Annotated in this window: 28 protein-coding genes and 1 pseudogene; 19 read left to right on the top strand and 10 right to left on the bottom strand. The window is 59.7% G+C overall.

The features are described 5' to 3' along the window. Positions 1-194: 194 nt before the first annotated feature. From ACZ9BX_RS13950 to ACZ9BX_RS13890, 13 genes are all read left to right on the top strand, one after another. Entirely contained in the window at positions 195-341 is a 147-nt protein-coding gene (locus ACZ9BX_RS13950; RefSeq protein ID WP_476218553.1) for a hypothetical protein, read from the top strand. A 115-nt stretch (positions 342-456) separates the two neighbouring features. After that, positions 457-1518: a M14 family metallopeptidase gene (locus ACZ9BX_RS13945; RefSeq protein ID WP_476218552.1), complete on the top strand. Its 1062-nt coding sequence runs from the start codon at positions 457-459 to the stop codon at positions 1516-1518. Position 1519: 1 nt separating this feature from the next. After that, complete coding sequence (locus ACZ9BX_RS13940) at positions 1520-1870, top strand: ArsC family reductase (RefSeq protein ID WP_476218551.1); 351 nt, start codon at positions 1520-1522, stop codon at positions 1868-1870. Position 1871: 1 nt separating this feature from the next. After that, a complete protein-coding gene (gene ybaK, locus ACZ9BX_RS13935; RefSeq protein WP_476218550.1) occupies positions 1872-2345 on the top strand; it encodes a Cys-tRNA(Pro) deacylase in 474 nt (157 codons plus the stop codon). A 70-nt stretch (positions 2346-2415) separates the two neighbouring features. Next, positions 2416-3330, top strand: a complete 915-nt coding sequence (gene rsmI, locus ACZ9BX_RS13930; protein ID WP_476218549.1) for a 16S rRNA (cytidine(1402)-2'-O)-methyltransferase — start codon at positions 2416-2418, stop codon at positions 3328-3330. Then, positions 3327-3692, top strand: a complete 366-nt coding sequence (locus tag ACZ9BX_RS13925) for a YraN family protein (protein WP_476218548.1) — start codon at positions 3327-3329, stop codon at positions 3690-3692. The genes rsmI and ACZ9BX_RS13925 overlap by 4 nt, the downstream gene beginning before the upstream one ends. A gap of 128 nt (positions 3693-3820) precedes the next feature. After that, positions 3821-5146, top strand: a complete 1326-nt coding sequence (ugpB, locus tag ACZ9BX_RS13920) for a sn-glycerol-3-phosphate ABC transporter substrate-binding protein UgpB (protein ID WP_476218547.1) — start codon at positions 3821-3823, stop codon at positions 5144-5146. A gap of 61 nt (positions 5147-5207) precedes the next feature. Continuing rightward, positions 5208-6092 (top strand): sn-glycerol-3-phosphate ABC transporter permease UgpA, encoded by an 885-nt coding sequence (gene ugpA, locus ACZ9BX_RS13915; protein ID WP_476218546.1) that lies wholly within the window; start codon positions 5208-5210, stop codon positions 6090-6092. Positions 6093-6102: 10 nt separating this feature from the next. Further along, entirely contained in the window at positions 6103-6951 is an 849-nt protein-coding gene (gene ugpE / locus ACZ9BX_RS13910) for a sn-glycerol-3-phosphate ABC transporter permease UgpE (protein ID WP_476218545.1), read from the top strand. A 2-nt stretch (positions 6952-6953) separates the two neighbouring features. Continuing rightward, a complete protein-coding gene (locus ACZ9BX_RS13905) occupies positions 6954-8060 on the top strand; it encodes a sn-glycerol-3-phosphate import ATP-binding protein UgpC (protein WP_476218544.1) in 1107 nt (368 codons plus the stop codon). A gap of 94 nt (positions 8061-8154) precedes the next feature. Next, on the top strand, positions 8155-8658 hold the full coding sequence (locus ACZ9BX_RS13900; RefSeq protein WP_476218543.1) for a cupin domain-containing protein: 504 nt from the start codon (positions 8155-8157) through the stop codon (positions 8656-8658). 96 nt (positions 8659-8754) lie between these two features. Further along, positions 8755-9702 carry a glutathione synthase gene (gene gshB / locus ACZ9BX_RS13895; RefSeq protein WP_086993311.1) on the top strand — a complete coding sequence of 316 codons (948 nt, stop codon included), beginning with the start codon at positions 8755-8757 and terminating at the stop codon, positions 9700-9702. 153 nt (positions 9703-9855) lie between these two features. Then, positions 9856-10044 carry a VOC family protein gene (locus ACZ9BX_RS13890; protein WP_476218542.1) on the top strand — a complete coding sequence of 63 codons (189 nt, stop codon included), beginning with the start codon at positions 9856-9858 and terminating at the stop codon, positions 10042-10044. Between the two features lie 299 nt (positions 10045-10343). Here the strand turns inward: ACZ9BX_RS13890 and ACZ9BX_RS13885 are convergent, their stop codons facing one another. Together ACZ9BX_RS13885 and ACZ9BX_RS13880 are read right to left on the bottom strand one after the other, a co-directional pair. Continuing rightward, positions 10344-11099 carry a DUF4336 domain-containing protein gene (locus ACZ9BX_RS13885; protein WP_476218541.1) on the bottom strand — a complete coding sequence of 252 codons (756 nt, stop codon included), beginning with the start codon at positions 11097-11099 and terminating at the stop codon, positions 10344-10346. Positions 11100-11416: 317 nt separating this feature from the next. Next, positions 11417-12094, bottom strand: coding sequence for a glutathione S-transferase family protein (locus ACZ9BX_RS13880; protein ID WP_476218540.1), 678 nt, complete (start codon positions 12092-12094; stop codon positions 11417-11419). 203 nt (positions 12095-12297) lie between these two features. Here ACZ9BX_RS13880 and ACZ9BX_RS13875 point away from each other — a divergent pair. Then, positions 12298-12597: pseudogene (locus ACZ9BX_RS13875) on the top strand (ATP-binding protein); the annotation flags it as partial. 37 nt (positions 12598-12634) lie between these two features. Here ACZ9BX_RS13875 and cysK read toward each other — a convergent pair. Together cysK and ACZ9BX_RS13865 are read right to left on the bottom strand one after the other, a co-directional pair. After that, positions 12635-13597: a cysteine synthase A gene (gene cysK, locus ACZ9BX_RS13870; protein ID WP_476218539.1), complete on the bottom strand. Its 963-nt coding sequence runs from the start codon at positions 13595-13597 to the stop codon at positions 12635-12637. A gap of 134 nt (positions 13598-13731) precedes the next feature. Further along, positions 13732-14349 (bottom strand): LysE family translocator, encoded by a 618-nt coding sequence (locus ACZ9BX_RS13865; protein ID WP_132560526.1) that lies wholly within the window; start codon positions 14347-14349, stop codon positions 13732-13734. A gap of 104 nt (positions 14350-14453) precedes the next feature. Between ACZ9BX_RS13865 and ACZ9BX_RS13860 the strand changes: the two genes are divergently transcribed. Beyond that, positions 14454-15014, top strand: a complete 561-nt coding sequence (locus tag ACZ9BX_RS13860; RefSeq protein ID WP_476218538.1) for a cysteine hydrolase family protein — start codon at positions 14454-14456, stop codon at positions 15012-15014. Here ACZ9BX_RS13860 and ACZ9BX_RS13855 read toward each other — a convergent pair. After that, positions 15001-15897, bottom strand: coding sequence for a DMT family transporter (locus ACZ9BX_RS13855; protein ID WP_476218537.1), 897 nt, complete (start codon positions 15895-15897; stop codon positions 15001-15003). The genes ACZ9BX_RS13860 and ACZ9BX_RS13855 overlap by 14 nt on opposite strands. A gap of 88 nt (positions 15898-15985) precedes the next feature. Here ACZ9BX_RS13855 and ACZ9BX_RS13850 point away from each other — a divergent pair, with 88 nt between their 5' ends. Continuing rightward, positions 15986-16468, top strand: coding sequence for an Lrp/AsnC family transcriptional regulator (locus tag ACZ9BX_RS13850; protein WP_063829607.1), 483 nt, complete (start codon positions 15986-15988; stop codon positions 16466-16468). A 26-nt stretch (positions 16469-16494) separates the two neighbouring features. On the opposite strand, the gene ACZ9BX_RS13845 is transcribed toward ACZ9BX_RS13850, so the two are convergent. Then, positions 16495-17394 (bottom strand): GNAT family N-acetyltransferase, encoded by a 900-nt coding sequence (locus tag ACZ9BX_RS13845; protein WP_476218536.1) that lies wholly within the window; start codon positions 17392-17394, stop codon positions 16495-16497. Beyond that, positions 17391-17861, bottom strand: a complete 471-nt coding sequence (gene dut, locus ACZ9BX_RS13840; RefSeq protein WP_476218535.1) for a dUTP diphosphatase — start codon at positions 17859-17861, stop codon at positions 17391-17393. The genes ACZ9BX_RS13845 and dut overlap by 4 nt, the downstream gene beginning before the upstream one ends. A gap of 90 nt (positions 17862-17951) precedes the next feature. Here dut and ACZ9BX_RS13835 point away from each other — a divergent pair, with 90 nt between their 5' ends. Next, entirely contained in the window at positions 17952-19535 is a 1584-nt protein-coding gene (locus ACZ9BX_RS13835) for a peptide chain release factor 3 (protein WP_476218534.1), read from the top strand. 7 nt (positions 19536-19542) lie between these two features. Here ACZ9BX_RS13835 and ACZ9BX_RS13830 read toward each other — a convergent pair whose 3' ends face one another. Then, complete coding sequence (locus ACZ9BX_RS13830) at positions 19543-19929, bottom strand: RidA family protein (RefSeq protein ID WP_476218533.1); 387 nt, start codon at positions 19927-19929, stop codon at positions 19543-19545. 81 nt (positions 19930-20010) lie between these two features. On the opposite strand from ACZ9BX_RS13830, the gene ACZ9BX_RS13825 reads away from it, so the two are divergent. Next, complete coding sequence (locus ACZ9BX_RS13825) at positions 20011-20538, top strand: Lrp/AsnC family transcriptional regulator (protein ID WP_476218532.1); 528 nt, start codon at positions 20011-20013, stop codon at positions 20536-20538. On the opposite strand, the gene ACZ9BX_RS13820 is transcribed toward ACZ9BX_RS13825, so the two are convergent. Next, complete coding sequence (locus ACZ9BX_RS13820; RefSeq protein WP_476218531.1) at positions 20539-21483, bottom strand: threonine/serine dehydratase; 945 nt, start codon at positions 21481-21483, stop codon at positions 20539-20541. It abuts the gene before it with no gap. A 51-nt stretch (positions 21484-21534) separates the two neighbouring features. Between ACZ9BX_RS13820 and ACZ9BX_RS13815 the strand changes: the two genes are divergently transcribed. Continuing rightward, positions 21535-21837, top strand: a complete 303-nt coding sequence (locus ACZ9BX_RS13815; protein WP_476218530.1) for an ArsR/SmtB family transcription factor — start codon at positions 21535-21537, stop codon at positions 21835-21837. An 8-nt stretch (positions 21838-21845) separates the two neighbouring features. Here the strand turns inward: ACZ9BX_RS13815 and ACZ9BX_RS13810 are convergent, their stop codons facing one another. Continuing rightward, positions 21846-22742 (bottom strand): LysR substrate-binding domain-containing protein, encoded by an 897-nt coding sequence (locus ACZ9BX_RS13810; protein WP_476218529.1) that lies wholly within the window; start codon positions 22740-22742, stop codon positions 21846-21848. Between the last annotated feature and the right edge of the window lie 96 nt (positions 22743-22838).

Genomic DNA, 22838 nt, shown 5'->3' with positions numbered 1-22838 from the left:
GCGGCTTGCATCCGCATGGCGCCGTTTTCACTGGAGTTCAATCGCGCGCTGAGCGCTTCAGGCAGAACCGGCACCCACTGGTTCCTTGTGCCAGCTAGGGGCGCAATGAAGTCATATCGCTTCATCGGCAGCTGGCGCTCGCGCTTTGCGGCAGCGGCGTGAACGTCACCGGCAGCGTTACAATGGAACCGCACATGACGTTGCTTTACAATCGAAACGTCATTCCGGAGACCTATCTTGATGCGCCACTTCGCTCGACGGTCCGCGAATTCGTTCTCGTTCACAGTCTTGTTGGCAAAAGCAAACATGAGCATATCGGCCGCTGGCCGCTGATCGGATAGCAGGGATAGCGCAAATGCGCTTTGCTTCAAGCGAAGGGCGGCGCTCTGCCGCCTTGCACTTGTCCGCCGGACTCGCATAAAGCTCCGTTGAGCAGAATTTGCGGAGCGACGTAGCATGGATGTTTCCGAAATCATCATTCCCGGCGACACGCCCGGCATCGAGTGGCGTCTGCCGGTTTTTCGGTTCAAGGGTGACGACCCGGCAGCGCCGAAGGTTTATATCCAGGCGGCGCTTCATGCCGACGAGCTTCCGGGCACAGCGCTTTTGCACTTCCTGTGCGAGAAACTACGTGATGCAGAAAGTGCCGGCAGCATCGCGGGCGACATCACGATCGCGCCGCAGGCCAATCCGATTGGCGCAGCGCAGTCGCATTTCGGCGAACTGCAGGGCCGTTTCGATCTCGGCTCACGGACCAATTTCAACCGGGATTTCCCGCTGATTTCGCTGCGGGACCGCAATAGCCTAATCGAAGATCTCGATCGTTACTCGGCAACCGACCAGCTGAAGCGGCAGCTGATGCATGTGGCGCTTGGCGCCGATCTCGTGCTCGATCTGCATTGCGACGACGAATCCCTGCAATACGCCTATATCGATGAGACGTTCTGGCCGGAGGCAAGCGACCTTGCCGCCGCCTTGGCGATGGACGCGGTGCTGCTTTCAGACGGCGAGAGCTCGGCGTTTGAGGAGGCAATTGGCTTTGCCTGGAAATATGAAGTGCCCGGCGAGAAGCACGCCCGTCTTCCTGGCAAGCTTTCTGTCACCGTGGAGCTTCGCGGCAAACGCGATGTCTATCCGCACATGGCCAAGGCGGATGCAGAAGGCCTGTGGCGCTTCCTCGCGGCACGCGGGATCATCAGAGATCAGAGCATATCGCCGAGCACGTTCGCTGGTCCGGCCGTGCCGCTGGACAATATCGAGATGATCCGCTCGCCGGAGTCCGGCACGGTCCTCTTTCACTGCAATATCGGTGAAGAGGTTACCGAAGGCGATCTGCTGGCAACGATTGTCACCCGTCCCGGCATGGCGCACGGCAGCATTGAAATTCGTGCGCCGCAAGCCGGCCTTATTGTCACCCGCACTTCCGACCGGCTGGTGCGCCGACGCGCCGACCTGATGAAGATCGCCTGCAGCCGGCCCAGTGGCATGGTACGCAAAGCCGGAACCCTCGAGGACTAAGATGACTGCCATCATTTATGGTATCAAGAATTGCGACACGATGAAGAAGGCGCGCGCCTGGCTGGAAGAGCACGGCATTGCCTATGATTTTCACGACTACAAGGCCGTGGGTATCGACCGCGCCCATCTGGAGCAATGGGTCGACAGAGCCGGATGGGACACCGTGCTCAACCGTGCTGGCACGACCTTCCGCAAACTGCCGGACGCCGACCGCGAAAACCTCACACGAGAAAAAGCGATTGCCCTGATGCTTGACCAGCCGTCGATGATCAAGCGGCCGGTTCTTGAAGCGGGCGGCAAGCTGCTGATCGGCTTCAAGCCTGAGAATTACGGGACAGAATTCGGAACATAAGATGTCAAAAACGACGCGTGCCACGCATGTTCTTGCCAAAGCCGGCGTCGGTTTCACGGTACATGACTACGACTATGATCCGAATGCCGATCGTGTCGGTCTCCAAGCCGCCGAAGCGCTGCGCGAGGAGCCGCATCGCGTGCTGAAAACATTGATGGCGGAAGTGGATGGCAAGCCGGTCTGCGTCGTTGTACCGTCCGATCGTGAAGTCAGCATGAAGAAGCTTGCGAGCGCCTTCGGCGGCAAGTCGGCAAATATGATGAAGCCGGCGGACGCCGAGCGGCTGACCGGATATCATGTCGGCGGCATCAGTCCATTCGGCCAGAGAAAGCTGGTTCCCACGGCGCTGGAGGAAGCAGCACTCAATGAACTTTTGGTTTACATGAATGGCGGTCAGCGCGGATTGCAGGTGCGTCTTGCGCCGCGGGATGCTTTGAAAATATTGAACGCCAGGGCGGTACCGCTCATCGCCTAGCAAGCTGCGAGGTGACGGCATTCTGAAAGGTCAAAGTTTCCAGCCAGACAGCAACGAGGGAATAAGAACGGTGAGCGTCAAGGAAGCATCACCCGGGGATAGCCGGAACAGCTATCGCCTGCACAATGTCGCCATCCCAGCCCGCCCGCTGGAAGCGGCACTTTATCTTGTCGCGACGCCGATCGGCAACCTTGGCGATATAACCTTGCGGGCGCTGGAAACGCTGGCGGGTGCCGATGTGCTTGCCTGCGAGGACACGCGCGTGACCCGCGTTCTGCTCGATCGATACGGTATCCATAACCGCCCCTTTGCTTATCATGAGCACAATGCAGATGAGGCGGGTCCGCGATTGCTGCAGGCCTTGGAAGCAGGCAAGTCTGTCGCACTCGTCTCCGACGCCGGGACCCCGCTTGTCTCCGATCCCGGCTATCGCCTTGCACAGTCGGCGATCGAAGCCGGTTACCGCGTCGTTCCCATTCCCGGAGCATCGGCGCCGCTTGCCGCGCTCGTCGGCTCGGGTCTGCCGAACGACGCCTTTTTGTTCGCGGGGTTCCTCCCGGCGAAGGACAAGGCGCGGCGTGACCGGCTGGCGGAATTTGCCGTCGCGCCGGCGACGCTCCTCTTCTTTGAATCGCCGCACCGGATCGGCGCGACGCTGGCTGCCGCTGCCGACGTGCTCGGGTCTACCCGCAGGGCGTCCGTTTGCCGCGAGTTGACGAAGACCTATGAGGAGTTCCGCCGCGGCACGCTCGCGGAGCTTGCGGCGCATTATGCCGAAAACGACAACGTGAAGGGCGAGATCGTGCTCGTCATAGGCCCTCCGGAAGAGCAGCCGGTGGACGAAGCGGATGTCGCCGCCATCCTTGCTGACCTCGTCACGTCCATGCCGACGGCAAAGGCGGCCGCGGAAGCCGCACGCCTCACCGGTCTGCCACGCAAGGAACTCTACCAGCGTCTGCTCGATATGAAGGTTAGGAATGAGTGATAGCGGGCGCGATCATTAGCCGGCGAAAGGCGCAGCGCCGCGGCTACGTCTCGGAATATATCGCGACACTCTTTTTGATGCTGAAGGGCTATCGCATCGTGGCGCTCCGCCATCGCATCAAGCTCGGCGAGATTGATATCATCGCCTGGAAGCGCGACCTGGCAGTCTTCGTCGAGGTAAGGGCCCGGCGCGACGAAATGGGTGCCATAGATGCGGTTCGTTACGCTGCCCAAAAACGTATCCGTGACGCCAGCGATCTCTGGCTTTCGCACCAGCCGGATCATGGCCGTTTGTCGCAACGAGATGATATTGTAGCAGTAATGCCCGGCCGTCTGCCCCGGCATTTTCCGGACGCTTTTTGATTGCTTTGCATAGGCGTGCAAAACATCCGGTTTTTGTAATCTTTCTGTCACTGAACTGTTAAGGAGGCGTCATACAAGGCCTCTATTGCGTGTCCTCACCCCAACGACTGGTGGAGAGGATTTTATCCATGTTCAAGAAGCTTTCTTTGGCCGCCGCTGCGGTCGCATTGTCTGCATCCACGTCCTTTGCTGCGACCGAAGTCACCTGGTGGCACGCCATGGGTGGCGAACTCGGCAAGAAGCTCGAGCAGATCGTCCAGAAATTCAATGAAAGCCAGTCTGATTATCACGTCACTCCGGTTTTCAAGGGCACCTATCCGGAAACGCTGACGTCCGCGATCGCCGCTTTCCGCGCCGGTCAGCAGCCTGCCATCGTTCAGGTCTTCGAAGTCGGCACAGGCACGATGATGGCCGCCAAAGGCGCTATTTACCCGGTCTATAAGCTGATGGCCGATGAAGGCGAGCCGTGGGATCCGTCGAAGTTCATCGCTCCCGTCGTCGGCTACTATTCCGATCCGGAAGGCAACATCTTGTCCTTCCCGTTCAATTCCTCGACGCCGATCCTCTATTACAACAAGGACGTCTTCAAGAAGGCCGGCCTTGATCCGGACGTTGCCCCGAAGACCTATGCCGAACTTGCAGACTTTTCCAAGAAGATCGTTTCCTCCGGTGCTGCAAAGTGCGGCTTTACGATCACCTATGCTGCAACCTGGATCGGCCTCGAAAACTTCTCGGCCATCCATGACCTGCCTTACGGCACGCTTCAGAACGGCTTCGGCGGTCCGGCTGCCGAATTCACCTTCAACGGCCCGACCCAGGTTCGTCTCTGGGACGACCTGAAGAAGTGGCAGGACGCCGGCTACTTCCAGTACGGCGGTCCGGGCGGTGGTCCTGACTCTGCTCCGAAGTTCTATTCGCAGGAGTGCGCCATCTACATGGGCTCCTCGGGCTCGCGCGCCGGCGTCATCGCCAACGCCAAGAACTTCCAGGTCGGCTTCTCGACGCTGCCTTACTACGACGACGTCACCAAGGATCCGAAGAACTCGATCATCGGCGGCGCAACGCTCTGGACGCTGAACGGTCAGAAGCCGGAAGTCTACAAGGGTGTTGCCAAGTTCTTCACCTATCTCAGCCAGCCGGAAGTTCAGGCTGACTGGCATCAGTTCTCCGGTTACCTGCCGATTACCAATGCTGCTTACGATCTCGGCAAGTCGCAGGGTTACTACGAAAAGAACGCGGGCTCCGACGTTGGCATCAAGCAAATCACCCGTGGCACGCCGTCCGACAATTCCAAAGGCGTTCGTTTCGGCAACTTCACGCAGATCCGCGACGTTGTCGACCAGCAGTTCGAAACCGTGCTCTCAGGCAAGCAGACGGCAAAGCAGGCGCTCGACGCAGCCGTCAAGGAAGGCAACGCCATGCTGCGCGAATTCGAAGCTGCAAATTCGAACTAGGTTCGCGAGCCGACCCTTGAGTCCTCCCCACACGGGGAGGACCTTTCCATGCGAGCGAGCCATGCAGACAAAACGCACCATCTTTTCGAACCGCGTCTTGCCATACGTTCTTTTGGCGCCGCAGCTCGCGATTACCCTCATTTTCTTCATCTGGCCTGCATTCCAGGCTTTTCGGCAATCGTTCCTGCGCGAAGATCCCTTCGGCATGAAGACCACTTTCGTCTGGTTCAGCAACTACACCAGGCTCTTCGAGAATTCGGATTATCTGAATGCGCTATGGGTGACTCTCATCTTCGCTGTCTCGGTGACGGCACTGTCCATGAGCCTGTCGCTGCTCTTTGCCGTCTGTGTCAACCGCGTGCTGCGGAGTGGCCGGTTCTATACGACGCTGCTCGTCTGGCCCTATGCGGTTGCTCCGGCCGCCGCCGGTCTGCTCTGGTGGTTCATGTTCAACCCCAGCATTGGCATCCTGCCTTATGGGCTGCGGTATTTCGGCTATGACTGGAATTATCGGCTGCATGAAGGCGATGCCATGATGCTGATCGTCGTTGCCTCGGCCTGGAAGCAGATTTCCTACAACTTCCTTTTCTTCGTCGCCGGCCTGCAGTCCGTGCCGCAATCGGTGATCGAGGCGGCGGCGATCGATGGCGCTGGTCCCTTCAAGCGCTTCTGGACGGTGATTTTCCCGCTGCTCTCCCCGACGACGTTCTTCCTGGCGGTCATCAACATCACCTATGCGCTCTTCGACACCTTTCCAATTGTCGATTCGACGACCTCCGGCGGCCCTTCGCAATCGACCAACACGCTGGTCTACAAGGTCTATGCCGACGGTTTCGTCGGGCTGAACCTGGGGCCGTCCGCCGCCCAATCCGTCGTGCTGATGCTGATTGTCGTCGCGCTCACTGTCGTCCAGTTCCGCTGGATCGAAAACAAAGTGCAGTACTGAGGCTCATGCGATGGTCGAAAATCGTCCCTATTTGAATTTCCTCACACATCTGATCCTCATCATTGGCGCCGCAACTGTGGTATTCCCGGTCTACCTTGCCTTCATTGCTTCCACCCACGGCGCGAGCGATTTCATGAGCGGCCTCGTGCCGATGCTTCCGGGCGATCAACTGGCGTCGAATTTCAGCCAGTTGTTGAACGTCGGCAATTCGGTGGCAGGCGCTCCACCCTTCGCGCTGATGCTCGCAAACAGCCTGCTGATGGCGATATTGATCGCCGTCGGCAAAATCGCAATCTCGATCATCTCGGCCTTCGCGATCGTCTATTTCCGCTTTCCACTGCGCCTAGTGGCCTTCTGGATCATTTTCCTGACGCTGATGCTGCCGGTCGAAGTCCGCATCCTGCCAACCTACAAGGTCGTTGCCGATCTCGGCATGCTGAACTCCTATCCCGGTCTTGTCATTCCGCTGATCGCATCCGCGACCGCGACCTTCCTGTTCCGCCAGTTCTTTCTGACCGTCCCTGAGGAACTGATGGAAGCGGCCCGCGTTGATGGTGCCGGCGCGATGAAATTCTTCCGCGATATCCTGCTGCCGTTGTCGCGCACCAATATTGCAGCGCTCTTCATCATCCTCTTCATCTACGGCTGGAACCAGTATCTCTGGCCGATGCTGATCACCACCGATCCGCAATATTACACGGCCGTCATGGGCATCAAGCGCCTCGCCTCGGTGCTCGACGGCGATACCCAATGGAACCTGGTGATGGCCGGTGTCATCCTGGCCACCCTGCCGCCGGTTCTCGTCATCATCGTCATGCAGCGCCTCTTCGTTAAAGGCCTGGTCGAAACGGAGAAATGACAATGGCTTCCATCGAGGTCGAAAGCGTCGGCAAGATCTACCACGGTGGCGTTAAGGCCGTTTCCGGCGTCGGCATCAATATCAGGGATGGTGAATTCATCGTGCTTGTCGGTCCGTCGGGCTGCGGCAAGTCCACGCTGCTGCGCATGATCGCGGGTCTTGAGACCATTTCGGAAGGCCGGGTGAAGATTGGCGATCGCGTCGTCAACAATGTCGAGCCTGCCGACCGCGACATCGCCATGGTCTTCCAGAATTATGCGCTCTATCCGCATATGTCTGTCTATGACAATCTCGCCTATGGCCTGAGGAACCGCGGCACGCCAAAGGAGGAAATCGAAGCGCGCGTTGCAGAAGCTGCCCGCATGCTGCAGATCGAGCCCTATCTGCTGCGCAAGCCCAAGGCGCTTTCCGGCGGCCAGCGTCAGCGCGTTGCGATGGGCCGAGCAATCGTCCGTAAGCCGGCTGTCTTCCTCTTCGACGAGCCGCTGTCGAACCTCGACGCCAAGCTCCGTGTTTCGATGCGCGGCGAGATCAAACGCCTGCAGCGCCGTCTCGGCACCACCTCGATCTACGTCACCCACGACCAGCTGGAGGCGATGACGCTGGCCGATCGCCTTGTCGTGCTGAATGGCGGCAGGATCGAGCAGATCGGCGCGCCGCTCGATGTCTATCACACGCCTGCCTCCACCTTCGTTGCAAGCTTCATCGGCTCGCCAGCCATGAACCTCTTGAAGGGCGAACTGCATGGCGACAAGCTGGGACTCGGCCCGACCTTGATCGATCTCGCAGGTAACGTGCCTGCCTCCGGCCCTGTGACTATCGGCATTCGCGCCGAGGATCTGCGGCTGGCGGGTTCAAATGAATTTGCGATGCCATTGACGGTGGAATATGTTGAAGAACTCGGCTCGCAGCGGCTCGTGCATGGTCTTTTGGGCGATCAGCCGCTAACGGCTGTCGTTTCCCCCGAAACGGCACTGGCATCAGAGTTGCGTTTCGTGATCCCGCCGGAGAAGCTGCATTTCTTTGCGCACGACACAGGCAAACGAATCGGTGCCGGTGCTGTGGTCACTGCCCATCATCCGACAGTTGCTGATGTCGTAAAGGTTTGAAACGCATCGTTAAAATTTTAGCGGCCCCTTGAACGCCTCCGTTACGACTCTCTGCTATTCCGCAATGATCGGGGTAACAAATTGGGGGTGGTCCATGGCCATGAAGCTCATGCTCGCAAGCGCGGTCGCAATGGCTGCGCGTTCGGTGCCGTATGCCATCGCGCCAACGCCCGGCAAGAATTTCGTCGCGCACTCCAGCGACCATCTGCCGATGAAATCGACCCCGATCAATCCTGACTGGGTCGTCGGTGGCGACCCGCAGGCGCGCACGGCGGAACATTCCCGCGGCCATGACGACGCTTCGCTGACGGCGATCTGGGATTGCACAGCCGGCGAATTCCGATGGTTCTTCGGCTGGGACGAGACGGTGATGATCCTCGAAGGCGAGGTTCACATCACCGCCGAAGATGGAACGGAGCGCACGCTACGCGCCGGCGATGTTGCCTTCTTCGCGGGCGGCACATGGGCGAGCTGGCGGGTGGACAACTACGTCCGGAAGATTGCGTTTCTGCGCAAGCCCTTCCCCAAGCCTGTGGCAATCCTCTACCGTCTTCGCAACCTGATGCGCAGCGGCGGCCAGCAGGGGCTCGCGGCCTGAAAAATCCTTGATGCCAGCGCTCGGAAGTCCTTGGCTGGCCGTTGCGTTTGCTCTGCTTGCGACCTACATCTGTCCGGCACTCACTGAGGGACGGAAATGGCCAAGATCAAGAACGTAGCGGTCCAGATGGACCATGTCGCGGGCATCAATATCGCAGGCGATTCCACCTTCGCCATGAGCCTCGAAGCGCAGGCCCGGGGTTACAAGCTTTTCCATTATACTCCTGAGCGGCTGAGCCTCCGCGACGGCAAGCTTTATGCCTCCGTCGAGCCGATGCTGCTGCGCGACGTGAAGGGCGATCATTTCGAGCTCGGTGCGCCCGAACGTGTCGACCTTTCGACCATGGATGTCGTGCTGCTCCGCCAGGACCCGCCCTTCGACATGGCATACATCACCTCGACGCATCTTTTGGAGCGCATTCACCCCAAGACGCTCGTTGTCAACGATCCTGCCTGGGTGCGCAATTCGCCGGAAAAGATCTTCGTCACCGAATTCGCCGACCTCATGCCAAAGACGTTGATCACCAAGGACGCTGCCGAAGTCCGTCGCTTCCGCGACGAGATGGGCGATATCATCCTGAAGCCGCTTTACGGAAACGGCGGTGCCGGCGTCTTCCACTCGACGAGGGATGACCGCAACCTCTCCTCGCTGCTCGAAATGTTCGGCCAGCTCTTCCGCGAACCCTTCATCGCCCAGCAGTATCTCCCGGATGTCCGCAAGGGCGACAAACGCATTATTCTGGTCGACGGCGAACCGGCGGGCGCAATCAACCGCGTGCCGGCGGAGCACGACAGCCGCTCCAACATGCATGTCGGCGGCCGCGCGGAAGCGACTGAGTTGACTGCGCGCGAAAAGGAAATCTGCAAGCGCATCGGTCCGGCGCTCAGGGAACGCGGCTTCCTGCTCGTTGGCATCGATGTCATCGGCGACTATATGACCGAGATCAACGTTACCTCGCCGACCGGACTTCGCGAGGTTCGCAAGTTCGGCGGCGCGGATATCGCAAGCCTTCTCTGGGATGCAATTGAGCGCAAACGGCCTTAAGCGCGCCTGCCGATCTGCCGAAGGAAGGACGCACTTCGCCTTGCGGATTGCGCTTGGCCTGATGACGGCAGTCAGCGCCATATCGACGTTGGAGGTGGTTTTGCCCTTCATCCGTTCCAAATGCCGGAACCGACGGGGTTTGAAGATGGGTCGATGCAGATGGGGAAGAGAGGTCACATAGATCATCTCGCGCTGAAGGTAGACGATGAAGAGCGCTTGCAGGAAGTCAGGCGACGTCTGGTGAAGGCCGGCGCTTCCGATGGGACCATTACGGATTTCGGCGCTATCCGTCTGGTGACCTTCAAGGACCCGGATGGAATGGAGGGCGAGGTCGCACAGTAGACCGATAGCAAACGGGTGCTCGGCTTTAAAAAACGCAAGCAGGAGCTTTGGCTAGACTAATCGCGAAGGTCCGCATTGGGCTGATCCTGCCTCACACCTGTTCTCCCGTCATCGACTGCATCGGGTCGTATCAGGCTGTAGCGCGAACGGCAGGTTTGGAGAAACGCAATTAAGGTCGGCAAATGCCGCGATCGAGCCGGCCGGGGCATGGGCTCGGATTATACCGCGATGGAGCGTTCTACGTCTCAAACGGGGTGGAGAGCCGACATCGCACTTATCCCGCGCCCGCAAGGGACAAACTACCCTCCGTAGGGCGGTGCTCCGAATATCCTTCGGATGACCTTGTCCGCATCTGCATCAAAGCAGCGGCCATGACTGAGCACGATTCGCTGCGGCTGCCATAAGTGGATCCTTCCGATTGCAGCCTTTGCCTTCCGTCGCTGCACGAGTAACGGCAGCCGCATACCGAAGAATATTTGACCGCCGGGATGATACATCCCAGTGAGCTTAGTGGCCGTTCGCCATGGCTCGGAAATCTTGTCCAGTTCGATGTTGATGATAGCGTCGGTGAGTATCAGCGTCCTCGACGCCTTGTGGAAAAAAACGAACTCTTTGAAATAGCCGCCGGGAAAAAGCACTTGATCGATCTCTCGACGCCATTCTTCAGGCGGACTGGCTTCCAGGTTTCTCTTGAAGTCGACAGCCACATGCCGTGCCCGTGCCCGTTGGCGCACACGCGGTGACGCCCAGGTGATCGTATCGGGAAACGCCGCCGCCCATTCCCCGATGTGCGCGTAGTGGAATTGGTTTGGCGATACGAGATGGCGAACCCTCCCCACACCTTGCAGTTCCTCGGCCAGCCTCGCGTCGAACTTGATCGGCGAATGAAGGAAGAGGTCACCGCTTGGAAGGCGAACCACAGTCATTCGTGTCGTGAACGGAAGCGGCAGCTTAAGTCCGCCTACAGTCAAGTATTCCAAGGGACCATCGACGATGCCGATGTCCGGAGCAAGTGGCTTGTAGACGTTTATCGGCTCGTAGAGGGAGGCACCCATGTTGCTGTCAAGATTACCGCATCTTAGCGCAGGCTGGCTACCCGTGCCGACGTCTGCTTCGGTGTAGGTTTGAGGCGTTGGGCGAACGGCGGCTCTGGAGAAGCGCCGGGAAAGTCGGCTCCTGGCGCATTTCGGCCAAGGCCATTCGACTGCAATCTGCCCAAATCGGACTCTTATGTTAGGTGGGAACCACTAGCTAAGTTAGAGCTAGACCGAGGCTGGACGAGCCTAGCGTCGCCTGTCGCCGCGCACGAAGAGGTGCATCCTCAATGGCGTTCAGATGACATCGGACCGTGAAATGTAAGCGCAGGCTGTGGTTAGGTGATGACGCCGCCGGGTTTCTTTTTCATCATCTCTGCATAGGTCTCGGCCATCCTCTCGGTCTCCTCGAGGTAGGGGGCTGCGCTTGGACGAGATCGAACCAAATCGTACAGCGTGGCAATTGACGGAAAATGCATGCATACGGCTTCGTGGTCGAGATACGCGACCCAAAAGCTCAAATAGAAATCTGCAAGAGAGAAGCGGGTTCCTAGGACATATGGCCCCCTTTTTGCCAGTCTAGTATTCATGACGTTTAAGCGGCTGAGGACGAGCGACTTTGCCAGATCCTGGATCCCGGCGTTATCCTCTCTTCTCAACGAGAAGCGGTGCGGGAAATGGAAGCGCTTCATCTCGGATTGTATGTCCGCGGCGATGTGGAAAACCGTAGAGAGAAAAAGTCCCCTGTCCGGATCCGTCAATTGAGGAGCAAGATCTGTGAGTTGGTGCCGGTCAGCCAAGTATAGCATCAGAGCGGCTACTTCATAGAGTGCGTCGCCCTCAGGGGTAATCAGCACTGGCACCAAGCCGGCTGGGTTCATGGCGAGGAATGTCGCAGAGCAGTGCTCGCCGTTCAAAATGTCTATTTTTCTGAGTTCGTACTCTATTTTGCCTTCCCCAAGCACCCATTGGACAAGCGGTGCGCGGGTGAAGTCACCCCCATAGAGAATGTACATCGGCCTCTCCCCGTAGTAAGTTTTCCCGGTGCGTTTCCTGAGGCAGATGACGGCTGCCCAGCGATCCTGTTCGGCGATCGCACTATACGCGGTTGCGGATCAGATCGCCTCGTCGGTCGGTGGCAGCTTCTGGCGCGAAGGAGGCGTACCCACGGTCTCCTCAGTGGCGCAAAGCGGACAAGTCGGCATAACGCGCTGATGGTGGTCCGCCCAGCTCAGGCAAGTCGATGCTTGCCGCGCGGCTGCCTTCCATTCTGCCGCCGCTTTCGGCCGCGGAGCTTCTTGAAGTCTCGATGATCCATTCGATTGCCGGTCAGCTTTCCGGCGGCAAGCGTCTCGGACCGCGGGCCGTTCCGCACACCCCATCATTCCGCGACCATGACAGCCCTTGTCGGCGGCGGTCTGCGGGCGCGCCTCGGCGACGTCTCGCTAACACACCACGGCGTCCTTTCCTAGACGAGTTCCCCGAGTTTTCGCCGCAGGCGCTGGATTCCCTGCGCCAAAAGGGCGCCGAAGCGCGCCCGAATTCCGCTGGAAAACTCAGTTTCCGAGCCCCTCGAAAAGAGCGGTCGAAAGATAGCGCTCGGCGAAGGATGGGATGATGACGACGATGTTCTTGCCGGCATTTTCCTCGCGGCTGCCGATTTTGATTGCTGCCGCCAGCGCCGCGCCCGAGGAAATGCCGACTGGAACGCCTTCAAGCCTGGCGACCAGGCGCGCGGTTTCCATCGCCTGCGCGCTGTTGATGGTGACGACTTCGTCATAGATTTTCGTATCGAGGATGGCCGGCGCAAAGCCTGCGCCGATACCCTGGATCTTGTGCGGTCCCGGCTGGCCGCCGGAAAGAACGGGAGATTCTTCCGGCTCCACGGCGATTACTCTAATGCCTGGTTTCTTCGACTTCAGAACCTGGCCGGCGCCGGTGATCGTGCCGCCGGTGCCGATGCCGGAAACGAGGATGTCGACGGCACCCTCCGTATCGTTCCAGATTTCCTCGGCCGTCGTCTTGCGGTGGATTTCCGGGTTGGCCGGATTCTCGAACTGCTGCGGAATGATGGCGTCGGGAAGCGTCGCCGCAAGTTCCTCCGCCTTGGCGATTGCGCCCTTCATGCCGCGCGGCCCCTCGGTCAGCACGAGTTCGGCGCCGAGCAGCGCCAGCATCTTGCGGCGCTCGACTGACATGGTCTCCGGCATGGTGAGAATTAGCTTGTAGCCTTTGGCGGCGGCGGCAAAGGCGAGCGCGATGCCGGTATTGCCGGAGGTCGGCTCGATGAGCGTCGTCCTGCCGGGCGCAATCTTGCCTTGTGCTTCGAGGCTCTCGATCATGGCGACGCCGATACGGTCCTTAACGGAACCAATCGGATTGAAGAATTCGAGCTTGGCGAGCAGATTGGCCGTCACGCCCTTTTCCTTGGCGAGCTTGTCGAGGCGGACGATCGGCGTATCGCCGATGGTTTCCGTGATCGACGAGTAGATGCGGCCGCGGCCCGGTTTTCTCGACATGAGTGCGCTCCCTTAATGATTGTTGGGCGAGAGAATAGGGTCAAAGGCCGAAGCAGGCCAGAGGGCCTTGATCCACGGAACCGCTGTCCGAGAGAAAAAATCGTTTGAAAACGATGCTTTGTCGAATGATTTTTTCAGGCAGCGCGCGCGGCGATAAAGGCTGCCGTTCCGGCCAGGATGCTTGCCGCAACCCGGTTGAGCGCTTGCAGCGCACGGGGCTGTTTCAGCATCGTGCGGGCGCGCGCCGCAAGCAGCATGTAGGGGATCAAAACCACCAGCAGCACGATGAAGGTTGCGATCAGAAGTATGCCGTATTCGCGAAGGCCGATATGGTTGATGTCGATCAGCGTCGGCACGAGGGCTACGTAAAAGAGCATCGTCTTCGGATTGCCGAGCGTTACCAGCAGGCCGGACAGGAAGGACATTCCGACGCTGCTCGATTTGCGTGCGGCAATATCCTGCGGCAAAAGACCTGCGGTCCAGAGCTTGTAGGCAATGTAGCAGAGGTAAAGCACGCCGGCGAACTTGATGACGAGGAAAATCCCGGTGAAGGTCTGCGCCACGAATGAGAGCCCGAGGATCACCGCCGTCAGATAGGTAATGTCGCCGAGAACAAGGCCGAGACCCATGAAAAAGGTCTCGCGAAAATTCGAGCCGAGCGCGCGGGCGACGATCGCGGTGATGCCGGGTCCGGGAATGATCGCGGCGATGAAAAGGGCGCCGCTATAGGCAAGCAGGGCTGCAACGGTCATCTTTGCTCTCCTCAGGCAGCTTCTTTTACTGATGCTATGGGCTGCTTTCAAGATGAAGTCACACGATCGAATCAGATAAAAGGGCGCCGAGAAGGAGAAAACAAATGACAACCGCGTTGCTGCTCATCGATGTTCAGAATGCCATCTTGAAAGGCCTCGGAAGCCCCACACGCCAGCCCTTGATCGACAGGGCGCTGGACGAGACGGTGGCGCGTCTCGCAGAGGTTCTCCAGAAGGCCCGCGCGGTGAATGCACCGGTCGTCATCGTCCAGCATGACGGGCATGCGTCCCACCGTCTTGCGGCAGGCAGCGAAGGCTGGCAGTTGCGTGACGAGATTGCGCCTCAAGATCGCGAGATCGTCGTTCACAAGCGCAGCTGCGACTCGTTTTTCGAAACCGAACTTGAGCAGCGCCTCAAGGAGAACGGCATCACCAGGCTGGTGGTCGGCGGCTGCATGACCCCGTTCTGCGTTGATACCACCGCACGCCGCGCCGTTTCGCTCGGCTACGACGTGAAGCTACTTTCCGATGGGCACATGACCGCGGACATGGGCGAACTCCGCTTCGAGCAGATCATCGCCCATCACAACGCCGTGCTCGATGAGTTCGATGCCGGCAGCCACGAAATCCGGCTTGCGAAGGCAGCTGCGATCAGTTTCGGATAGGCCGCAGCCAACGCCCTGGCGTCCAGCCGAGATTCATGCCGGCGGCCGCAACAAGGATGATTGCCGCACCGAGGATCTGCAGCGGCTGCAACGCATGGCCGAAAGCCAGGCCGTCCACCGCGATCGCAACGATCGGATAGATGAAGGAAAGCGCGCCGGTGAGATGTGTCGGCAGCTTCTGGATCGCGCCGTAGAGCAGTACATACATCAAGCAGGTATGAACGACGCCCATCGCCACCAGAATGGACCACGATCCGGCGGTCGTCGGCAGGTCCGAAAAGTCAGTCACGGGCGCCAGCATGAGAATGCCGGTCGAAACCTGAATGAGCGCGATCAGGTGCGGCGGTGTACCTTTCAGCCACTTTGCAGCAAGTGCCGCCAGCGCATAGAAGAAGGCTGCTCCAAGTGCCAGCGCAATACCCAGCCCGTAGCTTGCTGAAATGCCCCCGGCCTCAGGTTTGGCCTCGACAATCGCCATCATGCCGGCAAAGGCGAGGGCCAGCCAAAAGAGTTTCGCTGCCGTGATCTTCTCGCCGAGGAATGCGGCGCCAAGCGCCAACAGCATGAAGGGCTGGGTATTGTAGACGGTCGTCGCGATCGAGATCGATGCGTGCGAATAGGAGGCGAAAAGCAGCAGCCAGTTCAGCACGATGGCGATCCCGCCGAGCACGGCGATGCCAAAAGTTCTCGGCGAGAGAATGCCGGGCTTCAGGAATCCGAGGGCGCCGCAGATGACAAGAAGGCTCGCAGCACCAAACAGGCAACGCCAGAAAACGACCCCGCTCACAGGCTGGCCGGACATGACGACGAACCAGCCGATCGTCCCGGAAATTACCATTGCGGCCGTCATCTCAGCCGTGCCTTTTCCTATATCGTTCTGCATTGCGATCTCCTTTGCGTGTTGGAGATTATTGTGTTTGGATGGCAACTTCTATAATCTGCAATGCGCGACAATCGATCTTCTCCTAATAATGAAAGGTAAAATCGCGTTGGTGGCTAATGAGGCGTCTCGCTTGGATATCATCGACCAGCGTCTCCTCGATGCGCTGGCGCAGAACGCACGCATTTCGTTGAAGGAGTTGGCGCAGGCCGCCAACCTTTCGTCGCCAAGCGCGGCGGAGCGGCTGCGCAGGCTGGAGGAGCGCGGCATCGTCAAGGCTTTCACGATCGATATCGATCCAGCCGCCCTCGGCTATCCGCTGCAGGCGATCGTTCGTGTCCGGCCGCTGCCGGGACAGTTGCACGTTGTCGAACGCATAATTCAGGAGACGCCGGAATTCATCGAATGCGACAAGGTGACCGGCGACGATTGCTTCATCGCCCGCCTCGTCGTCCGCTCGATGGGAGAACTCGATGGTATTTTGGACAAGGTGGCCGAGAAGGCCGAGACCAACACCTCGATGATCAAGGCTTCCCCCGTCAAACGCAGGCTGCCGCCGCTTTCCACCCGCTGAGTAGATGGGCCCGTGAGCTGAACCGTTTAGAAGTCTGCCATCGGCGAGAGCATCGCGGGAGACGCAGGCGCGAGATCAGCCGTGCTCCGGATCATGAAGGCCGTACCGTTGTCGATGCTGAGCGCCTCTCCGCGCCACTCAAGCTTGTCCGGTGAAAAGAAGACGTCGACATGTTCAGGTGTCACGCCGAGCCCACCGAGGATGACGGCAAGCGGCGGAATTTCCGCAGCGACGACGTCGAGCAGGCTGAAGCGGCCAGCCTTTCCGGGCTTCCATGCGACGACGGTTTGCTCGGCATCGAGCCAGCTCAAACGAACCTCGGGATCGAGTTGCGTATTGATGAGAAACATCGCTGCATTGCCCGAAACAGCCAGCACATCCGAAACCGGCGCACGCGTCTTCAGCGCTTCTTGCAACGGGGCAAGTTCGGTCCCGTTTCTCGGATCGAGCGGCCGGGCAGGCTCTGTCGCGGGATGTAGCTTTGGTGCTGCCCCGGAGTAGCGTTGCATCGGCAGGCTGCGGAAGCCGTAAGGTTGGTAGAGCGAGGGCTTGTCGGTGTAGAGCACGATAGCTTCGAACTGTTGGCTCTCGCACCATTCAAGCGCTTTCCGTGTCACGTCGCGGTAAAGCCCGCGCCCGCGCCACGGCGGGCGGACGGCGCCGGATTGAAAGGCGGCCGCGTTGATCCGCCGGCCATTGATGACGAGCGGCATGGCAAAGGCGGACAGGTTGGCGGCAAGGGTGCCGTCGGCGGCAAACCAGCCGAAAGGCATGCTTGTCGGATCCGGGCCGCCGAGCTGTTGCAGCGGCCCGATGTCAATGCCGAATGTATCGTCGAGGAGAGAGACGAGCGCGGTCCATGCCGCCAGATCATCGAAATAGTCCTGACGAAAGGTAAGCCCGGCACTGTCGAAAGACTTGCTCATATGCCAGTCGAGCCGAAGCCGCCGGCGCCGCGCGCAGTTGCGCTGCTTTGGGTGACCTCCGCAACCAGCACCTGCGTGACCGGGGCGATTACCATCTGCGCGATGCGCATACCGCGCGTGATCTCGAAAGTCTCATCGCCGAGATTGACGAGCAGCACCTTCACTTCGCCGCGATAGTCGCTGTCGATCGTGCCTGGCGTGTTGAGGCAGGTGATGCCGTGTTTGAAGGCGAGGCCGGAGCGGGGGCGGATCTGCGCTTCGTAGCCATCCGGAATTTCGAAAATGAAGCCGGTCGGCACCAGTGCGCGCTTGCCGGGCGCAAGCGTCGTCGGTTCGTTGCCGGCAACAGCCGCCCGAAGATCCATGCCGGCGGCGCCGCTCGTTTCATAGGAGGGCAGGTCGAGACCTTCGCCGTTCGGCAAACGGACAAGGTTAAGCTGCGGGCGGATGTCGTTGTGAATGGTCATGAGCCATTACTTTGCGCCAGGACGCCCAAGGTCAATTGCAATGGTCGGCTTTAATCGCTAGATACGCGGCAATTCCACAGGATTCACACCATGGCCGAAAGCCTCGCCGAGGCGGTTTCCCGCCGCCGCACATTCGCTATTATCGCACACCCCGATGCGGGCAAAACCACGCTCACCGAAAAGCTGCTGCTTTTCGGCGGCGCAATCCAGCTCGCCGGTGAAGTCAAGGCGAAGAAGGACCGTATCCAGACCCGGTCGGATTGGATGAAGATCGAGCGCGAGCGCGGCATCTCGGTGGTCACCTCCGTCATGACCTTCGAATATGGCGACAACGTCTTCAACATCCTCGACACGCCCGGCCACGAAGACTTCGCGGACGACACCTATCGCACGCTGACGGCGGTGGACGCGGCCGTCATGGTCATCGACGCCGCCAAAGGCATTGAGCCGCGCACGCTGAAGCTCTTCGAAGTCTGCCGTATGCGCGACATCCCGATCATCACCTTCATCAATAAGATGGACCGCGAAAGCCGCGATCCGTTCGAGATCCTAGATGAGGTGGAGGAGAAATTGGCGTTGGATACCGCGCCGATCACCTGGCCCATCGGCCGCTCCAAAACCTTCTGCGGCTCATATCATCTGGCGACCAACACTGTGCGCGGTTCAGACACAGAAGTGGAAGCAACGCCGGTCAACGGTCCGCGGAGCGTCGCTGATCGGTTGCCGGAAAACGAACGCCAAGTGTTTATCGACGAAACGGAGCTCGCGATGGAGGCCTGCCGGCCGTTCGACCGCAAGGCCTTCCTCGAGGGTCACATGACGCCGGTCTTCTTCGGCTCGGCGCTTCGCAATTACGGCGTCCGCGATCTCATCAACGCGCTTGGAGACTTCGCGCCGCCGCCGCGCGACCAGGTTGCCGATTTAAGGACGGTGCATGCGGCCGAGGACAAGATGACGGCCTTCGTCTTTAAGATCCAGGCCAACATGGACCCAAACCATCGCGACCGCATCGCCTTTGCCCGCATCTGCTCCGGCAAGCTGGAACGCGGCATGAAGGCGCGCTTGTCACGCACCGGCAAGCAGCTGGGATTAACCGCGCCGCAGTTCTTCTTCGCCTCGCAGAGGCAGCTTGCGGATACCGCCTTTGCGGGCGACGTCGTGGGCATTCCGAACCACGGCACGCTGCGCATTGGCGATACGCTGACGGAAGGCGAAGCGCTGGTGTTCCAGGGCGTACCGAACTTCTCGCCGGAAATCCTTCGCCGTGTCCGTCTTGAAGATGCGATGAAGGCAAAGAAGCTCAAGGAAGCCCTGCAGCAGATGGCCGAAGAGGGCGTCGTCCAGCTCTTTTCTCCGGAAGACGGTTCGCCGGCGATCGTTGGTGTTGTCGGCGCGCTACAGCTCGACGTGCTGAAGGAGCGCCTGCAGGCGGAATACGGCCTACCGGTTTCCTTTGAAATGTCGCGCTTTTCCGTCTGCCGCTGGATTTCGGCCGATCAGCCGGCTGAACTCGAAAAGTTCCTGACAGTCAAACGCGGCGATATCGCCCGCGATCTCGACGGCGATCCGGTGTTCTTGGCGCAGGACAGCTTCTCGCTGCGCTACGAGGCGGAGCGCTATCCAGCGATCAAGATGGTCGCGATCAAGGAATATCACATCGCCAAAGCGGCGTGATTTCCATTCACGCCGCGGCAATGATCTCGATCTCGACCAGCCAGTCGTCTTGCAGCGTTTCGACGACGATGGCTGTTGTCGGCGCCCGATGCCCTCCGAGCGCCGCCACCCGTGCATTCTGATTTGCCTCGGCGAAGGATACGTCGCGCAGGTAGCTGGTCACTCGCACGATATTCTTCGTGGTCATCTGAGCCTCTGCCAGAATTCGCCTGAGGTTCGACCAGATCAGGTGGAGTTGGGAGTTTAGGTCGGCGCCGGCTCTGCCAGCGGGGTCAAGGCCCATCGTTCCGCTGACGAAGACAAGACGTTCAGGCTGACGCACCTCCATGGCATGCACGTAATCAGGCGTTGCGGCATAGATGCCGTCGTGTGGATTGCGAACGATCATTTCCATTTCTGCTCCTCTGGAACTCTATATGGCCTTGCCGCTATTTTGCCGAATAAAGTTCGGCTGAGAAGCAGAGGAGACGTGTGGATGGAAAATACAGAAGGCATTCGGCAAAAGCGGCGTGAGAGCGCTTCAATCGATCCGTTCGACCGAAAGATATTAGCGGCGCTCGCCGCCGATGCGGGCCAAAGCTATGCCGCGCTTGGGGAGAAGGTGGGGCTCTCGCCGCCGTCGGTGCACGAACGGGTCAAGCGGCTGAAGCGGTCCGGCGTCATCCGGGATGTGGTCGCCCGGCTTGATGGTACAGCAGTCGGCAAGCCGTTGTTGGCCTTCGTGCATGTGGAGGCGGCTGGCTGGGGCAAGAGCGAACGGCTGATGCAGATCAGCCGGTTTCCGGAAGTGGAAGAAATGCACTCGGTCGCCGGGGATACCAGCATGATCCTCAAGGTGCGGTTGGAAAATCCGCAGGCGCTGGAATTTCTACTCGCCCAGATTCATTCCGTGCCGGGCGTTCGCGGCACGCGCAGCTATGTCGCGCTCTCCACCTATCTCGACCGGCCGGTACAGGCGCAAGTGACGGCCGAGTGGCCCTCTGTGCCGTTGCCGCCGGAATAGTCAGTCGAACCTCACCGCTGCCGTATTGGCACCGCAGACCAACGCGCAGACGCGCTCATCCCGCGTCGGAACATATTTGCCGGAAAGCACGGCTGCGAATGCCGCAGCACCTCCCGGCTCGGCGACGACTCTTGCCCCTTCCCATAGGGTTTTCTGGGCAGCGCGGATTTCGTCATCCGTTACCAGCACCGGCGGCTGCACGAATTGCTGCGCGAGGGGAAACATCAGTTCGCCGACCCGTTTCGGGGCGAGCGAATCTGCCGCGATGCCGCCTGCAGGAGCGTCCACCGGTTTGCCGGCCTTGAAGGCTTCGTAGAGGGTCGGCGCGCCGTCGGATTCGACGGCCACGATCTTCACCCGGCCGCGAAACCACGCGGCGATGCCGCCAATCAATCCCCCGCCGCCGACCGCGACCAGCAATGTGGTGATGTCCGGCACGTCCTCTTCGATCTCCTTGCCAAGCGTTCCCTGGCCGAGCAGCGTCTCGACCTGGTCGTAGGCATGTATGGCAAGCGTGCCGCTCGCCCGCGCATGGGTCTCGCTCGCCGCTAGCGCATCGGCGTAACGCTCGCCGCCGGTAACCAGATTGGCACCGTAGGCGCGGATTTTCTCCACCTTGGCAGGCGAGGTGACGCTCGGCACGAAGATGGTGGCCGGGACGCCAAGCTGCGATGCGGCATAGGCAACGGCCGCGCCGTGGTTGCCGCCCGAGGCTGCCACGACGCCGGTCGCAGGCACCTGCCGCGTCAGGAGGTGGGAAAAGGCGCCGCGTGCCTTGAAGGAGCCGGAATGCTGCAGGCATTCGAGCTTGAGATCGACCTTGAGCGGCGCTCCGCCGAAATCCTGCATGTCGACGCGCATCACGGGTGTGCGGCGGATATAGGGGCGGATCAGCCCTTCGGTTTCGGAAATGCGTTCGAGAGAAAGGGCGGTTTCGATCGGCATGCAGGCTCTCCCATGGATTGACAAGATTTTGTTACTTGGCAAAATGACGAAATGCAAGATGTTGATGTTCTCAAAGCCTTGGCGAATGAAAAGCGCCTCATTATTCTCGAATGGCTGAAGCAGCCACGGGTTCATTTCGAGCCGCAGGTTGATGGCGATCTGGTCGAGGATGGCGTGTGCGCGCTGCTGATCGCCCGCAAACTCGGGATAAATGCCGCCACCCTCAGCGAACATATGCGTATCCTCGTGCAGGCGGAATTGGTGCATGCCAAGCGTATCAAGCAATGGATATTCTATCGCCGCAACGAGGAGCGCATCGCGGCGCTGAAGCAGGGGCTTTTCGCAAGCCTATGACCGGGCGCTCATAGCTGACCTAGCCGCTCACTCAGGAATTCGACGGTGGCGCGTACCGATGGCAGTTGGCCACGCCGGTGCGGCACGAGCACCGTTGTCGCAATCCTACCCGCTGTCCATTCGGGCAGGACACGGAGCAATTGACCTTGCTCGATAGGCTCTCGGCAGACGGACGTCGGAAGAATGGTGATTCCCATTCCCGCCGCTGCAGCTCTCAGCAAGACGAAAGGTTCGTCGGCTGCCATCACTGGGTGTGGTTTGACCAACCTCTCTTCCCCCGAGGTGGAGAAAAGCCGCCAGACCGTGTCGGAGAGACTGGGCATGACGGCAGCATGCGCCGCGAGCTCTTCCGGCCTTTGTGGAACCCCGTGCCTGTCCGCATAGGATGGCGCGGCAACAAGAAAGAATTCGTGTTCCGCCAGTTTGCGCTGCACGAGGCTTGAATCGGCAAGCGGCAGCTGATGGCTGCGTACTGCAATATCGAAGCCCTCTTGTACGATGTCGACAAAGCGATCGGTGACATGCAGGGAAACCTTGAGCTTCGGATATCGGATTGCGAGTTCCGGTAGATGCTCCGCTAGCGTAAACTGCGAAGTCGGCACCGAGGCCGTGATACGCACCGTGCCACTCGGCTCGCTGAGACGCGATCGAACAATGCTCTCCGCCATCTCCGCTTCGATCACGGATGCCTGGGCGTGCTCAAAGAAATCGCGTCCCAAATCTGTGAGCGAAAAGCTGCGCGAGGTGCGCTGGATCAGTCGCGCGCCCAGCTTCGCCTCCAGTTCCGCAACCCGCTTGCTCACCGTTGATTTGGGAACACCAAGCCGCCGTCCAGCGGCCGTGAAGCTGCCGCTTTCGACTGCGTGAACGAAGAGGTTGAGGTCATTGAGATTGAAGGAGCTCAATTCGATCTTCCAAATTCATAGACTTTGATGTGCATTTTTGGCTGCTTTTCACTGATCGTCTACAAAACGATATTCCGATCGTGAAATCAGTTCAAA

The organism is Rhizobium sp. USDA 3886 (assembly GCF_056279785.1).
Note: the sequence above shows the minus strand (reverse complement) of the source record. Positions and strands in the feature narration are given on the sequence as shown.